This window comes from Mycobacterium sp. 852014-50255_SCH5639931 (genome assembly GCF_001665605.1).
GTDB lineage: Bacteria > Actinomycetota > Actinomycetes > Mycobacteriales > Mycobacteriaceae > Mycobacterium > Mycobacterium paraffinicum.
In genome coordinates, this window is record NZ_LZSV01000031.1 from 64,351 (window position 1) to 78,740 (window position 14,390).

At 70.9% G+C, this 14,390-nt stretch carries 14 protein-coding genes; 6 read left to right on the forward strand and 8 right to left on the reverse strand.

Features of this window, described 5'->3' with window-relative positions; translation table 11 throughout:
- The first annotated feature begins 74 nt into the window (after nucleotides 1–74).
- Complete coding sequence (locus tag A5758_RS17880; protein WP_156622694.1) at nucleotides 75–1,451, forward strand: NAD(P)/FAD-dependent oxidoreductase; 1,377 nt, start codon at nucleotides 75–77, stop codon at nucleotides 1,449–1,451.
- On the opposite strand, the gene manA is transcribed toward A5758_RS17880, so the two are convergent.
- From manA to A5758_RS17900, 4 genes are all read right to left on the reverse strand, one after another.
- Nucleotides 1,429–2,655 carry a mannose-6-phosphate isomerase, class I gene (gene manA / locus A5758_RS17885; protein ID WP_067205343.1) on the reverse strand — a complete coding sequence of 409 codons (1,227 nt, stop codon included), beginning with the start codon at nucleotides 2,653–2,655 and terminating at the stop codon, nucleotides 1,429–1,431. The two genes, A5758_RS17880 and manA, sit on opposite strands and share 23 nt — an antisense overlap.
- A gap of 8 nt (nucleotides 2,656–2,663) precedes the next feature.
- On the reverse strand, nucleotides 2,664–3,764 hold the full coding sequence (locus A5758_RS17890; protein WP_067205340.1) for a TobH protein: 1,101 nt from the start codon (nucleotides 3,762–3,764) through the stop codon (nucleotides 2,664–2,666).
- Entirely contained in the window at nucleotides 3,761–5,158 is a 1,398-nt protein-coding gene (locus A5758_RS17895) for a phosphomannomutase/phosphoglucomutase (protein ID WP_067742637.1), read from the reverse strand. Before A5758_RS17895 ends, A5758_RS17890 begins: the two co-directional genes overlap by 4 nt.
- 121 nt (nucleotides 5,159–5,279) lie before the next feature.
- A complete protein-coding gene (locus tag A5758_RS17900; RefSeq protein WP_082939747.1) occupies nucleotides 5,280–5,723 on the reverse strand; it encodes a DUF3499 domain-containing protein in 444 nt (147 codons plus the stop codon).
- A 172-nt stretch (nucleotides 5,724–5,895) separates the two neighbouring features.
- Between A5758_RS17900 and A5758_RS17905 the strand changes: the two genes are divergently transcribed.
- Nucleotides 5,896–6,318, forward strand: a complete 423-nt coding sequence (locus tag A5758_RS17905) for a metallopeptidase family protein (RefSeq protein WP_007168084.1) — start codon at nucleotides 5,896–5,898, stop codon at nucleotides 6,316–6,318.
- 27 nt (nucleotides 6,319–6,345) lie between these two features.
- Here the strand turns inward: A5758_RS17905 and A5758_RS17910 are convergent, their stop codons facing one another.
- A complete protein-coding gene (locus A5758_RS17910) occupies nucleotides 6,346–6,684 on the reverse strand; it encodes a WhiB family transcriptional regulator (RefSeq protein ID WP_067205331.1) in 339 nt (112 codons plus the stop codon).
- 352 nt (nucleotides 6,685–7,036) lie between these two features.
- Here A5758_RS17910 and cofD point away from each other — a divergent pair, with 352 nt between their 5' ends.
- Genes cofD through A5758_RS17930 form a run of 4 tightly spaced genes read left to right on the forward strand, consistent with a single transcriptional unit; the run spans nucleotide 7,037 to nucleotide 11,496 of the window.
- The gene (gene cofD, locus A5758_RS17915) at nucleotides 7,037–8,038 is read left to right on the forward strand and encodes a 2-phospho-L-lactate transferase (protein ID WP_067742643.1); all 1,002 of its coding nucleotides are present in this window, start codon (nucleotides 7,037–7,039) and stop codon (nucleotides 8,036–8,038) included.
- Nucleotides 8,035–9,375 carry a coenzyme F420-0:L-glutamate ligase gene (locus A5758_RS17920; protein ID WP_067742646.1) on the forward strand — a complete coding sequence of 447 codons (1,341 nt, stop codon included), beginning with the start codon at nucleotides 8,035–8,037 and terminating at the stop codon, nucleotides 9,373–9,375. The genes cofD and A5758_RS17920 overlap by 4 nt, the downstream gene beginning before the upstream one ends.
- Nucleotides 9,376–9,385: 10 nt before the next feature.
- Nucleotides 9,386–10,963, forward strand: coding sequence for a class I SAM-dependent methyltransferase (locus A5758_RS17925; RefSeq protein ID WP_067742649.1), 1,578 nt, complete (start codon nucleotides 9,386–9,388; stop codon nucleotides 10,961–10,963).
- Complete coding sequence (locus A5758_RS17930) at nucleotides 10,960–11,496, forward strand: NUDIX hydrolase (protein WP_067742652.1); 537 nt, start codon at nucleotides 10,960–10,962, stop codon at nucleotides 11,494–11,496. Before A5758_RS17925 ends, A5758_RS17930 begins: the two co-directional genes overlap by 4 nt.
- Nucleotides 11,497–11,515: 19 nt before the next feature.
- Here A5758_RS17930 and A5758_RS17935 read toward each other — a convergent pair whose 3' ends face one another.
- The 3 genes from A5758_RS17935 to rfbD are packed head-to-tail and all read right to left on the reverse strand — an operon-like array spanning nucleotide 11,516 to nucleotide 14,373.
- Nucleotides 11,516–12,595, reverse strand: coding sequence for a sugar phosphate nucleotidyltransferase (locus tag A5758_RS17935; protein ID WP_067205312.1), 1,080 nt, complete (start codon nucleotides 12,593–12,595; stop codon nucleotides 11,516–11,518).
- A gap of 1 nt (nucleotide 12,596) precedes the next feature.
- Nucleotides 12,597–13,496 (reverse strand): glycosyltransferase family 2 protein, encoded by a 900-nt coding sequence (locus A5758_RS17940; protein WP_067205309.1) that lies wholly within the window; start codon nucleotides 13,494–13,496, stop codon nucleotides 12,597–12,599.
- A complete protein-coding gene (gene rfbD / locus A5758_RS17945; protein WP_067742655.1) occupies nucleotides 13,489–14,373 on the reverse strand; it encodes a dTDP-4-dehydrorhamnose reductase in 885 nt (294 codons plus the stop codon). Before rfbD ends, A5758_RS17940 begins: the two co-directional genes overlap by 8 nt.
- Nucleotides 14,374–14,390: the final 17 nt, after the last annotated feature.

Sequence of the window (14,390 nt, forward strand, 5' to 3'; positions counted from 1 at the left end):
ACCCATTGGTCCGTGACAGTACTGGGTACTCTGCCGAGATGCCGGACACCAAAGCAAACACCAGGGACCATGCGGTGGTCATCGGGGGCAGCATCGCCGGCCTGTGCGCCGCGCGGGTGCTCTCGGATGCGTATTCACACGTCACCGTCTACGAACGCGACGACTTGCCGAGCACACCGTCGAACCGGGCGACGGTCCCGCAGGACCGGCACCTGCACATGCTGATGGCCCGCGGCGCAATGGAGTTCGAGAGCCTGTTCCCCGGGCTGCTGGAAGACATGGTGGCCGCCGGCGTGCCGATTCTGGAGAACAGGCCCGATTGCATCCACCTCGGCGCCGCGGGCCACGTGCTCGGGACGGCGCACACCCTGCGCGACGAATTCACCGCGTACGTGCCCAGCCGCCCGCATCTGGAGTGGCAGTTGCGCAAACGAGTCCAGAACACGGACAACGTCACGATGGTGCGCCGCTCGGTGACCGAACCGCGGTTCGATCCGGCGCACCAGCGGGTGACCGGGGTGCTGTTGGATCCCGCCGACGGCGGGGACCCGGAATTCGTTGCGGCCGACCTCGTCGTCGACTCGGCCGGGCGGGGCACCCGACTGCCGGTGTGGCTGGAGCAGTGGGGGTACGAGCGCCCGAGGGAAGACCTCCTCGACATCGGCATCTACTACGCCACCCAGCAGTTCCGCATCCCCGAAGGCCTGATCGCCGAGAAGGTGGTGGTCGCCGGCGCCTCACACGACAAGTCGCTGGGGCTGGGCATGCTGTGTTACGAGGACGGGACCTGGGTGCTGACCACCTTCGGGGTGGCCAACGTCAAACCGCCGCAGACCTTTCCCGAGATGCTGGGACTGGCCGAAGAGCTGGTCCCGACCCATGTCAACGCGGCGCTGAAGCAGGCCGATCCCATCGGGGAGCCGGCGTTCCACGCCTTCCCGGCCAGCAAGTGGCGCCGCTACGACAAGCTGGACCGCTTACCGGCAGGCATCATCCCCTTCGGCGACGCCGTCGCCAGCTTCAACCCCACCTTCGGGCAGGGGATGACGATGACCTCGCTGCAGGCGGGTCACCTGCGCCGCGCCCTGCAGTTGCCGGACGACGAGGTCGCCGCCGCATTGAACCGAGCGACCGCCAAGACCACCTTTCCGGTGTGGACGATGAACGCCATCGGCGACGTCACCTTCCACCACGCCGGCACCAAGGGGCCCATCCCCTGGTGGTGGCGGCCCACCGGTGCGCTGTTCGACCAGTTCCTGGGGGCCGCCGAAACCGATCCGGTTCTGGCGGAATGGTTTTTGCGCCGCTTCTCGCTGCTCGACAGCCTCTACATGGTTCCGCCGCCGCGCATCGTCGGGCGCACCATCGCGCACAACCTGCGGCTGTGGCTGGGCGAGCGCCGTCAGGCCGCGAAGGACCGGCGGCCCGTTACAGCCCTACAGTCGCCCTGAACAGCTTGGTGGGCTCGCGCGCGACCAGCCGGATCGGGGCGTCGTCGGCCGCCACCCAGGCGGCCATCCCCCGGTGCAGCGTCAGCGACCCGGACTTGCCGTGCACGGTCGTGCAGCCCTCCGTGCACAGCAGGATCTGCGGACCCTCGTGGCTGCACGAGGCGTCGACCTCGTGGCCCAGATAGTCGCCGTCGAGTTCCAGCAGCGCGACCGCGAACTCGTCGGCCGGGGTCTCGTAGATCAGGCCGAAGCCCTCGCGGCGGATGTGGGGCCGCACCTCCGCCTCGGTGGTCGGCGTGAAGTCGAGCACCCGCAGCAGCTCGGGGACGTCGACGTGCTTGGGGGTCAGGCCACCGCGTAACACGTTGTCGGAGTTGGCCATGACCTCGACGGCGAAACCCCGCAGGTAGGTGTGCAGGCTGCCGGCCGACACAAAGATCGCCTCGCCCGGGGCCAGGGTGATGCGGTTCAGCAACAGGGCCGCCAGCACCCCGGCATCGCCCGGATAGCGTTCCCCGAGCTCCAGCACCGTCTTGACCTCGCCGGCGAATTCCGTTGCACCGGAGCTGATGTACTGGATGGCACCGTCCAACACGGCCGGCACCAGCACGTCGATGTCGGGCTGCGGTGCGGTGATCCAGGTGGTGAACAGCGCGCGCAGGCCGTCGGCGTCGGACTGGTCGTTGAGCAAGTCGATGAAGGGGTCGAGGTCGGAGACGGCCAGGGCCCGCAGCAGCTCGACGGTGCGGGAGGCCTGCCGGAATCCGGCCAGCGCCTCGAACGGCTGCAGCGCCACCAGCAACTCGGGTTTGTGCGAGGTGTCGCGGTAGTTGCGCACCGGGGAGGACAGCGGAATGCCCAGCCGCTCCTCACGCAGGTAACCCTCGGCCGCCTGCGCCGCGCTCGGGTGGGCCTGCAGGGACAGCGGCTCGTCGGCCGCGAGGACCTTGACCATGAACGGCAGCACGTCACCGAACCGGGCGCGCGCCCCCGGGCCGAGCTGCCCCTCCGGGTCGGCGACCAGCACGTCCATCAACGAGATCTCGCCTGTGTCGGTTTCCAGCCAGGCCGGGTCGCCCGGGTGCGCGCCGAACCAGAGCTCGGCCTCCGGGTGGGCGGCCGGAACCGAACGCCCGGTGAATTCCGCTAAGGCGGTACGCGATCCCCAGGCGTAGGTCCTCAAGGCTCCGCGAAGCAGTTCCACTGTTCTATCTATCCCCGCACCAGTCGCGCGTAAACCGCGGCCATCTCCAGTCGAACGGCCAATACTGCCAGCTGCTGCTCGGCGCTGATGGCGCCACCCAACGCCGGCGCAACCGTCGAGCCGGCAGAGCCGCCGGGCCCGTCGGGCACATCTTCGGCGGCGAGCAGATACACGTCGTCGAGCCCGGCGGTCCGGGCCGCCACGATCGGCTGTTCGGCGGACAAGGTGAGGGCCAGCACCAGCGGGCGCGGCGCCAGCGGCCCGTCGATCTGTTCGTCGTGGAAGAGCGCATCGGCGGGGTCCCGGAGGCCGCCGGAGATCCCGGCCCGCAGCGCGACGACGGCGTCCGACAGCCCCGTGGCGCCGACGACCTGGTGGGCGATCCGCAGCAGGACCGAACTGCCATGCCGGGCCAGCGCCAGCGTCGCGGCGCAGTCGCCGGCCAGCGCCACCTGGCGGTCGGCGATGCGCGCGGCAATTGTCTTGGCCGGGTTCGTGAACAGCTCGCGGCTCGCGCTGTTGCGCAGCGCCTCGGCGTCCAACTGGTCGGCCAGCGCGCCCAGATCGATGCTGGGTCGCTGGTCAACGCTTTGCACAACGGCGAGGCCGGCGGCCAGGTAGCGGCACAACCCGAACTCGTCGGGAAGCGGAAGCCGTGGCGCCAACACCGCCGCCCGGCCGGCCGTGGCGTCCCGCAGCGGACCCTCGTTCGGTGCGGTGACGACAACCCGCGCACCGCGGCGCACCCCGGTCGCGGCGGCGGCGACCAGCACGGGATCCCCGGGATCGTCACCCGCGACGATCAGCACATCGAGCGGCCCGATCCACGGCGGAACCTCGGTGGTCTGCACGATCGGCTCGGAAGCCGCACCGCCCACCGTCGCGGCCACCATCGCGCCGGCGTTTTCGGCGGCCCCGCGGCCGGCGACCCAGATCAGGCTGCGCGGTCGGTCGTCGGCCCGCAGTGAATCCAGCGCGCCCTCGTCGACGGCGGCGGCAATCGCGCGCACCTGCGCGCCGCCCGACGAGGCCGAGCGCAGCAGGCCGTCCCGGTCGGCGGCCAGCAGGCCCTCGGTGTCCTCCAGATCGATCGCCCGGACCACGCTCACGGCGCGGCCCCGGCGGGCGCCGACTGCGCGTGGATCTGCTCGCTGATCTGGGCTACCACCGCGTCGACGTCCTCGGTGCTGCGCGCCTCCACGTTGAGCCGCAGCAACGGCTCGGTGTTGGAGCTGCGCAGGTTGAACCAGCTGCCGTCGCCCAGGTCCACCGTCACCCCATCCACGTGGTCGATGGAGTGGATCCGGGTGCCGAAGGACTTCAGCACCGCCTCCGTGCACAGCGCGGCGTCCGCCACCGTGAAGTTGATCTCGCCGGACGATTCGTAGCGCTGGTAGTCGGCGGTCAACTCCGACAACGGCCGGTCCTGCTCGCCGAGGGCGGCCAGCACGTGCAGCGCGGCCAGCATTCCGGAGTCCGCGCCCCAGAAGTCGCGGAAGTAATAGTGCGCCGAGTGTTCGCCGCCGAAGATGGCGCCGGTGTCGGCCATCATCGCCTTGATATAGGAGTGTCCGACGCGCGAACGCAGCGGCGTGCCGCCGCGTTCGGTGACCAGCTCGGGCACCGCCCGCGAGGTGATCACGTTGTGGATGATGGTGGCGCCGATCTCGCGGCCCAGCTCGCGGGCGGCCACCAGACTGGTCACCGTCGAGGGCGACACCGGCCGGCCGCGTTCGTCGACGACGAAGCAGCGGTCGGCGTCCCCGTCGAAGGCCAGCCCGATATCGGCGCCGCTGTCGCGGACGTGCGCCTGCAGGTCGACCAGGTTGGCCGGGTCGAGCGGGTTGGCTTCGTGATTGGGAAACGAGCCGTCGAGCTCGAAGTACAACGGCAGCAAGGTGATCGAGCCGATCGCGCCGAGCACCGCGGGCGCGGTGAGCCCGGCCATGCCGTTGCCGGCGTCCACGGCCACCCGCAAGGGACGCAGCCCCGAGGTGCTCACCAGCGAACGCAGGAACGTCCCGTAGTCGTCCAGCACGTCGCGGTCGGTGACGGTTCCGGGTGGTCCGTCATAGCGCTCGACCCCGGCGATCACGTCCTCGCTGATGTTGCGCAGGCCGCTTTCGGCGCCGACCGGCTTGGCGGCCGCCCGGCACAGCTTGATGCCGTTGTAGGCCGCCGGGTTGTGGCTCGCGGTGAACATCGCGCCCGGGCAGTCCAGCGACCCGGAGGCGAAGTACAGCTGGTCGGTGGAGGACAAGCCGATCCGCACCACGTCCAGGCCCTGGCCCGTCACGCCGGACGCGAAAGCCGCGGCCAGCGTGGGCGAACTGTCGCGCATGTCGTGGCCGATCACCACCTGCCGGGCACCCTCGCCGCGCATCAGCTTGGCGAAGGCCGCCCCCAAAGCGGTGACCAGCGGCTCGTCCAGCTCCTCGCCGACCAGCCCGCGTACGTCATAAGCCTTGACGACGCGGTGCACGGTCGCGGCGAGCCGAGACATGCCGGGGCCTCCTGACGCCTTGAAAGTGCTTCGTTCCTTCGCCTGTTGGCCGCCAGCCTATCGGCCCCCGGGAAACACCGACCGCAGCGGTGCGCGAGGAACGCGCGCGACGCCGGAACGGCTAGTCACTGGGGTCGGGCAACACCCGCAGATGCCCGCGGCGCCGGCCGGATCGATGCTCGGGCGGCGCGAGCACACTGCTGCTGGGGGCGGTGGCCTGCGACCCGCCGTGATGAATGTGCGGGTCGGCGAAACCGTTCACCGGCGTTGCGGCGTACGGCACGCCGCGATCGCCACCCTCGCGCACCGCGTCGGCCAGGGCGACCAGGTCGTCCTCGTCGGGGTGGGTGGGCTCAGAAACGAGGGCGCCGGCGTGGCGCACCAGATCCCACCCGCGGGGCGCGGTGATCCGGCCGGCATGGCCGACGCACAGGTCCCAGGAATGCGGTTCCCGCGCGGTCGCCAACGGGCCGACGACTGCCGTCGAGTCCGAGTAGACGAACGTCAGGGTCGCCACGGCGTAGTGCGGGCACCCGGGCCGGCAACAGCGACGGGGAACGTTCACGCCGAAAGGCTATCGTGCGAAAACGCCGTCGAAGCGCCGGACACGCGCAACCGGCCGACCCCCGATGTGCAACCGTTACCATCTTCGCGTGGGCGATTCGCGCAGCTCCCCGCGGAGGGATCGGCCCCAGGGCCGATTCGCTTCCCATCGGTCCTCCCGACGGGGCCGCGATGTGCGCGGCCCGCTGCTACCGCCGACGGTGCCCGGGTGGCGCAGCCGGGCCGAGCGATTCGACATGGCGGTGCTGGAGGCCTATGAACCCATCGAGCGGCATTGGCAGGCCCGCCTGGCCGACCTCGACGTGGCGGTCGACGAGATTCCGCGCATCGCGGCCAAGGATCCCGACAGCGTGCAGTGGCCGCCGGAGGTGATCGCCGACGGGCCGATCCCGCTGGCGCGATTGATCCCGGCCGGCGTCGACGTCCGCGGCAATGCCACGCGGGCACGAATTGTCCTGTTCCGCAAGCCGATTGAGCGACGGGCCAAGGACACCGTCGAGCTCGGTGATTTGCTGCACGAAATCTTGGTGGCCCAGGTGGCCATCTACCTTGATGTAGAGCCGTCGGTCATCGACCCGACGATCGACGACGAATGACCCTGACGTTCAGGCGCCTTCGGCGCCTTAGATGATGCCGCGCTTGAGGCGGCGGCGCTCACGCTCGGAGAGCCCGCCCCAAATGCCGAAGCGCTCGTCATGCTCCAGGGCGTACTCCAGGCACTCGTGGCGTACCTCGCACCCCAGGCAGATCTTCTTCGCCTCGCGGGTGGAGCCGCCCTTCTCCGGGAAGAACGCCTCGGGATCCGTTTGGGCGCAAAGCGCCCGGTCCTGCCACTGGTCCGCGACGGGCGCCAGCATCGGCTCGGGCTCGAATGCGACTGGCGCATCAGGAACCACGGTCAGGTGCGGCCGAACGGGTTGGACCGGCGCTGAGACGATAGGGGTGTGCGGCGTGCTCGCCATGACTCCTCGAAGATGTTCGTAAGACATACGGTCGTCCGCCTCCTCAGTTTGATTGGGAGAGTGAGTGGTTCCCACTTTTCTGATGTGTACCGACAATTCGAACAAGTGATCGAATCTCGGTCTGCGACACCGGAACCGGCCGGCCAACCGGGAAATGACACTGTTGTGATTAGACACGGGTTAATCTGCCGGGTCAAGCATTACGGCGCATTTCCATACCATCTCGTGACCGAATTACGGCGTTTCCGTTGTTTTGCGCATTCGGCGTGTCGATCACACCGCGCGCGACTACGCTTAAGGGCCGCGTAACGGCCCCGCCACCGCACAGTCGTCGGGCAGTACTGTCGTCCACGTGAAGGTCACCGTTCTGGTCGGTGGGGTTGGCGGCGCCCGCTTCCTGCTGGGGATTCAACAGTTGCTCGGGCTGGGACAGTTCGAAACGCAACAGCACCCAGACGCGGGAACCGGCAACCACGAACTTAATGCAATCGTCAACATCGGCGACGACGCCTGGATTCATGGACTGCGGGTCTGCCCGGATTTGGACACCTGCATGTACACCTTAGGTGGAGGGGTAGACCCGGAGCGAGGGTGGGGTCACCGCGACGAAACCTGGCGCGCCAAAGAGGAATTGGCGCGCTACGGCGTGCAGCCGGATTGGTTCGGGCTCGGCGATCGGGATATCGCCACCCACCTGGTGCGCACCCAGATGCTCAACGCCGGCTACCCGCTCTCGCAGATCACCACGGCGCTGTGCGATCGCTGGCAACCCGGCGCCCGACTGCTGCCGGCGAGCGACGACCGCTGCGAGACGCACGTGGTGATCACCGATCCGGACGACGGCACCAGGCGGGCGATTCACTTCCAGGAGTGGTGGGTGCGCTACCGCGCCGACGTGCCCACGCACAGCTTCGCGTTCGTCGGCGCCGAAAAGGCCACCGCCACAAGTGATGCTGTCGCGGCCATCGCCGACGCCGACGTCATCCTGCTGGCGCCGTCCAACCCGGTGGTGAGCGTCGGCGCCATCTTGGCCGTCCCCGGCATCCGGGCGGCCTTGCGCTCGGCGACCGCCCCGGTCGTCGGCTACTCGCCCATCATCGGTGGAAAACCATTGCGCGGCATGGCTGATGCGTGCCTGTCGGTGATCGGGGTGGACTCCACCGCGGAGGCGGTCGGGCGGCACTACGGGGCGCGCCGTGGCACCGGGATCCTGGATTGCTGGCTGGTGCACGAGGGCGACCACGCGGACATCGACGGCGTGGCGGTGACGGCCGCGCCGCTGTTGATGACCGACCCGAAGGCGACGGCCGAGATGGTGAGCGCCGGGCTCGACCTCGCGGGCGTGAAGCCGTGACCGAACACGGCACCGGCGCGGCGATCGAGATCCTGCCCGTCGCCGGGCTGCCCGAATTCCGGCCCGGCGACGACCTGAGCGCGGCCCTGGCCGCGGCCGCGCCCTGGCTGCGCGACGGCGACGTCGTGGTGGTGACGAGCAAGGTGGTGTCCAAGTGCGAGGGCCGGCTGGTGCCGGCGCCGCAGGACGCCGAGGAGCGCGACCAACTACGGCGCAGGCTGGTCGAGGCCGAGGCGGTGCGGGTGCTGGCGCGCAAGGGCCGCACCCTGATCACCGAGAACCGCATCGGCCTGATTCAGGCCGCCGCGGGCGTGGACGGATCCAACGTCGGCCGCGACGAACTGGCGCTGCTGCCGGTCGACCCGGACGGCAGCGCCGCGGCCCTGCGCGCCGGGCTGGCGGATCGGCTCGGCGTCGACGTCGCCGTGGTCATCACCGACACGATGGGCCGCGCGTGGCGCAACGGCCAGATCGACGCGGCGGTGGGGTCGGCCGGTCTGGCTGTGCTGCACGGCTATTCGGGGGCCGTCGACCGCCACGGCAACGAGCTGGTGGTCACCGAGATCGCGGTCGCCGACGAGGTCGCGGCGGCGGCCGACCTGGTGAAGGGCAAATTGACCGCCGTGCCGGTGGCCGTGGTGCGCGGCCTGGCGGTGGCCGACGACGGCTCGACCGCCCGGCAGCTGTTACGGCCCGGCGAGGAAGACCTGTTCTGGCTGGGCACCGCCGAGGCCCTCGACATGGGGCGCCGGCAGGCGCAGCTGTTGCGCCGGTCGGTGCGCCGGTTCAGCGCCGAGCCGGTCGCGGCCGAGCTGATCGAAGCCGCCGTCGCCGAGGCGCTCACCGCGCCGGCCCCGCACCACACCCGGCCGGTCCGGTTCGTCTGGCTGCAGACCCCCGAGGTTCGGACGCGGCTGCTGGACCGGATGAGGGACAAGTGGCGGTCGGACCTCGCCGGTGACGGCCGGCCCACCGACTCGGTGGAGCGGCGGGTGGCCCGCGGCCAGATCCTCTACGACGCACCCGAGGTCGTCGTCCCGATGCTGGTTCCCGACGGCGCGCACACGTATCCCGACGCCGCCCGCACCGACGCCGAGCACACCATGTTCACCGTCGCGGTCGGGGCGGCCGTGCAGGCCCTGCTGGTCGCGTTGGCCGTGCGGGGGGTGGGCAGCTGCTGGATCGGCTCGACGATCTTCGCCGCCGACCTGGTGCGCGCCGAGCTCGACTTGCCGGGCGATTGGGAGCCGTTGGGCGCCATCGCGATCGGCTACCCCGAGGAACCCGCCGGGCCGCGGGACGCCGCGGGCGCCGGGGATTTGTTGATCCGCAAGTGATACTGGCCTCATGAAAACGTTCGCGGGCAAGGCGGCGGCGTCCGCCGACAAGGCTCGCGGCGGCTACTACACACCGGCGCCCGTCGCCCGGTTCCTTGCCCGCTGGGTGCGCGACGCCGGACCGCGCATCGTCGAACCCTCCTGCGGTGACGGTGCGATCCTGCGCGAGCTGGCCGCCCTCGGCGGGCGGGTGCGTGGCGTCGAGCTCGTCGCCGAAGAGGCGGCCAAGGCACGGGAATTCGCGCCCGTCGACGCCGCGAACCTGTTCGCCTGGCTCGCCACCGCCTCGCCCGGCGGCTGGGACGGGGTCGCGGGGAATCCGCCCTACATCCGGTTCGGCAACTGGGCGTCCGAGCAGCGCGACCCCGCCCTGGAGCTGATGCGGCGCGAGGGATTGCGGCCCACCCGGCTGACCAACGCCTGGGTCCCCTTCGTGGTGGCGAGCTCGATCTTGGTGCGCGGCGGCGGCCGGGTGGGCCTGGTGCTGCCCGCCGAGTTACTCCAGGTCACCTACGCCGCACAGCTGCGCGAGTTCCTGTTGAGCCGGTTCAGTGACATCACGCTGGTGACGTTCGAGCGATTGGTGTTCGACGGCGTCATGCAGGAGGTGGTGTTGTTCTGCGGGGTCGCCGGCCCCGGGCCCGCCCGGATCCGCACGGTCCACCTCACCGACGCCGATGCCCTCTCGCACGCGGACCTGGACGCCGAATGGGCGCCCGCGCTGTTGCACGAGAACGAGAAGTGGACCAAGTACTTTCTGGACCCGGCCGCGATCCGGCTGCTGCGAACGCTCAAGGGGTCGACGACGCTGACCCGGCTCGGGTCGGTCGCCGACGTGGACGTGGGGATCGTGACGGGCCGCAACAGCTTCTTCACGTTCACCGACGCGCAGGCCCGCGAGCTCGGGCTGCTCCCCCACTGCGTCCCGCTCGTCTCGCGCAGCGCGCAGTTGTCCGGGTTGGTCTACGACACCGACTGCCGGGCAAGCGATGTCGCCGCCGGGCACCGCGGCTGGCTGCTCGACGCGCCGCGCGACCCCGTCGACCCCGCCCTGCTCGCGCACATCGCTGCCGGTGCGGCCGCCGGCGTGGATCGGGGCTTCAAGTGCTCGATCCGCAAGCCGTGGTGGAGCACGCCGTCGCTGTGGATCCCGGACCTGTTCCTGCTTCGCCAGATCCACCTGTCGCCGCGGCTGACCGTCAACGCCGCCGCGGCGACGAGCACCGACACGGTGCACCGGGTCCGGGTCGCCGCCGATGTCGACCCGGGCGGGCTGGCCGCGGTGTTCCACAACAGCGTGACGTTCGCCTTCGCCGAGATCATCGGCCGCAGTTACGGCGGGGGGATCTTGGAGCTGGAACCACGCGAAGCCGAGCAGTTGCCCATTCCCCCGCCGGCGCTCGCCGGCCCCGGGCTCGCCTGCGACGTCGATCTGCTGTTGAAGGCCAACGAGATCGAGAAGGCGCTCGACCTCGTCGACCGCCACGTCCTGATCGACGGGCTGGGGTTGGCACCCGACGTGGTGACGCACTGCCGCGTGGCCTGGGTCGCGCTGCGGGACCGCCGGAAACGACGGGGTTCCCGGTGAGCGTCCGGGAGTCGGCGATCTCGCTGCTGTCCGAGTGGCAGGCGCCCGACGCGGCGCAGGATGCGTTGCGGCACGCGGTCCTGGCCTTCGTGCTCGCCCGCCCCGACGCCTGCCTGCGCGAGTGCGTGCCGGGCCATGTCACCGCCTCGGCGCTGGTGCTCGACGACACCGGCAGCCGGGTGCTGCTGACGTTGCATCCCCGCGTGGGCCGGTGGGTGCAGCTCGGCGGCCACTGCGACGAGGACGACGGCGACATCGTCGCCGCCGCGCTGCGCGAGGCCACCGAGGAGTCCGGCGTCGACGGTTTGCGCATCGAGCCGCGGCTGGCCGCGATCCACGTCCACGCGCTCACCTGTTCGTTGGGCGTGCCCACCCGCCACCTGGATCTGCAGTTCGTCGCGCACGCGCCGGCCGGCGCGCAGATCACGATCAGCGACGAGTCCGACGACCTGCGGTGGTGGCCCGCCGACGCGTTGCCGGACGGCACCGACCACGCGCTGGCGTACCTGGTAAGGCGGGCGTCCCGCCCCTAGCCGCCGAGGGGTGAAGGCCTCAGACGTCGGACGAGTAGCGGATCCCGCCGTCGGGAATCGAGACGCCGGGCCACACCCGGGCGCCGCGCAGCAGCTCGCAGCGCGCACCGATGTCGGCGCCGTCGCCGATCACGCCGTCGCGGATCAGCGCCCGCGGGCCGATGCGCGCGCCGAAGCCGATGATGGACCGCTCGATCACGCTGCCGGCCTCGACCTTGACGCCGTCGAAGATCACCGCGCCGTCCAGCCGGACGCCGGGGCCGATCTCGGCGCCCCGCCCGACGACGGTGCCGCCGACCAGCACCGCGCCCGGCGACACCGCCGCGCCGTCGTGCACCAGCTGCTCGCCGCGGTGGCCGTGCAGGGCCGGCGACGGCGCGATCCCGCGCACCAGGTCCGCCGATCCGCGCACGAAGTCTTCCGGTGTGCCCATGTCCCGCCAGTAGGTGGCGTCGACATAGCCGCACACCTTGACGTCCGGGTCGGAGAGCAGCGCGGGAAACACCTCGCGTTCGACCGACACCTCGCGGCCCCGCGGGATGCGGTCGATGATGCCGCGCTCGAAGACGTAACAGCCGGCGTTGATCTGATCGGTGGGCGGATCCTGCGTCTTCTCCACGAAGGCGGTGACCCTGCCGTTCTCGTCGGTGGTGACGCAGCCGAAGGCCCGTGGGTCGCCCACCCGCACCAGGTGCAGGGTGACGTCGGCCTGCTGCGCGCGGTGGAAGTCGATCATCTGATTGAGGTCGGAACCCGAGAGCACGTCGCCGTTGAACACCATCACGGTGCCGTGACGCAGGTGGCCGGCCACGTTGGCGATGCCGCCGCCGGTCCCCAGGGGCCGGTCCTCGGTGACGTAGTCGATCTGCAGGCCGAGCTTGGACCCGTCGCCGAACTCCGCCTCGAACACCGCGGCCTGATACGAGGTGCTCAGGATGACGTGCTCGATGCCCGCCGCCGCGATCCTCGACAGCAAGTGGGTCAAGAACGGCAGCCCGGCGGTGGGCAGCATCGGCTTGGGCGCCGACAGCGTCAGCGGCCGCAGCCGGGTGCCCTTGCCGCCGACCAGAATTACGGCATCTACTTGCGGGTTAGCCATCTCAGCGCCGCCCTTCCGCCAGTTTCCGTCGCCGACTGCGCAGCGCGCCACGCACCATCAGGCGGGACCGCAGTGCCAGCGAGGCCCGCAGCGTCCAGCGCAGCGGCGCGCGCCGCCACCCCGAATGCCGGTCGGCCAGGAACATGTAGGTGCTCTCGTGATGCGCCGCCAAATGGCTCGCCGGGTCGTCCCCGGTGGAGTGGCCCTTGTGGTGCAGCACCTCGGCCGACGGCACGTAGACGTTCAGCCAACCGGCCCGGCCGAGCCGGTCCCCGAGATCGACGTCTTCCATATACATGAAGTAGCGCTCGTCGAACCCGCCGACTTGGCCGAAGGCGGACCGGCGCACCAGCAGGCACGACCCCGACAGCCAGCCCACGGGGCGTTCGGTGGGTTCCAGCCGCTCCTGGCGGTAGGCCGCCGTCCACGGATTGCGCTTCCAGATCGGGCCGACGACCGCGTGCATGCCGCCGCGGATGAGGCTGGGCAGGTGGCGCGCCGACGGGTACACCGAGCCGTCGGGGTCGCGGATGAGCGGGCCCAGGGCGCCGGCGCGCGGCCAGCGGGTGGCGGCGTCCAGCAGGGCGTCGATGCTGCCCGGGCCCCACTGAACGTCGGGGTTGGCCACGATCACCCAGTCGTCGTCGACGTCCGGTGTCTCGGCGAGCTGCGCGACCGCGCGATTGATCGCGGTGCCGTACCCGAGGTTGGCGCCGGTGTGGAACAGCCGCACGTTCGGGTAGCGCTCGACGGCGGCCTGCGGGGTTCCGTCGGTGGATCCGTTGTCGGCCATCAGCACACACACGGGCCGCTCGGTTGCCAGCGACAGCGAGGCCAGGAATCGCTCGAGGTGTGGGCCCGGTGAGTAGGTCACCGTCACGACCGGCAGGACGTCAGTCACGCGTAGAGGGTAACGGTAGATCGGCGGCAAGCGCCGCGACAAGCGCAGCGCGCCAGGGCCTTAGCGGCCGCAGGCCCGCCGCGGCGGACTCGCGGCCCGACAGCGCGGAGTAGGTCGGCCGCGGCGCGGGGCGGGGAAACTCCGCGGTGCTGACCGGGCGCACGCGCTCGGGGTCGGCGCCGCATTCGGAGAAGATCGCGCGGGTCTGCTCGAAGCGGGACACCGCGCCCTCGTTGGCGGCGTGCAGGATCGGCCCGGGCACGTGGTCGTCGGCGATCTGCAGCAGGGCCTCCGCCAGGTCGCCCACATACGTCGGTGACCCGACCTGGTCGTCGACGACCTTCACCGGGCCTTCCCCCGCGGCCAGCCGGCGCATGACGGCGACGAAGTCCTTGCCGTCACCGCCGGTGTAGACCCAGGCGGTGCGGACGATGACGGCGTCCGGCAGCGCCGCCAGGACGGCCTCCTCCCCGGCATGCTTGCTGCGCCCGTACACGCCCGCCGGGGCGGTTTGATCGCTGGGCTCGTAGGGCCGCGGGTCGGCGCCGCCGAAGTCTCCGTTGAAGACGTAGTCGGTGGAGACGTGGATCAACCGGGCGCCGGCGCGCGCGCAGGCCCGGGCGATGTTCTCCGGGCCGGTGGCGTTGACGGCGTAGGCACCGGCCTCGTCGCTCTCGGCGCCGTCGACGTCGGTGTACGCCGCGCAATTGATCGCCACGTCGCCGCGCTCGATGATCCGTTCGGCGGCGGCGGGGTCGGTGATGTCCCATTCCGACGAGGTCAGCGCCACCACGTCGCGGCCCTGACTGGCCGCCAGCGAGCGCAAATAGCTGCCCAGCTGCCCCCCGGCACCGGCGATCACGATCCTGCTCGACATGGTTTGAGTCTGGCATG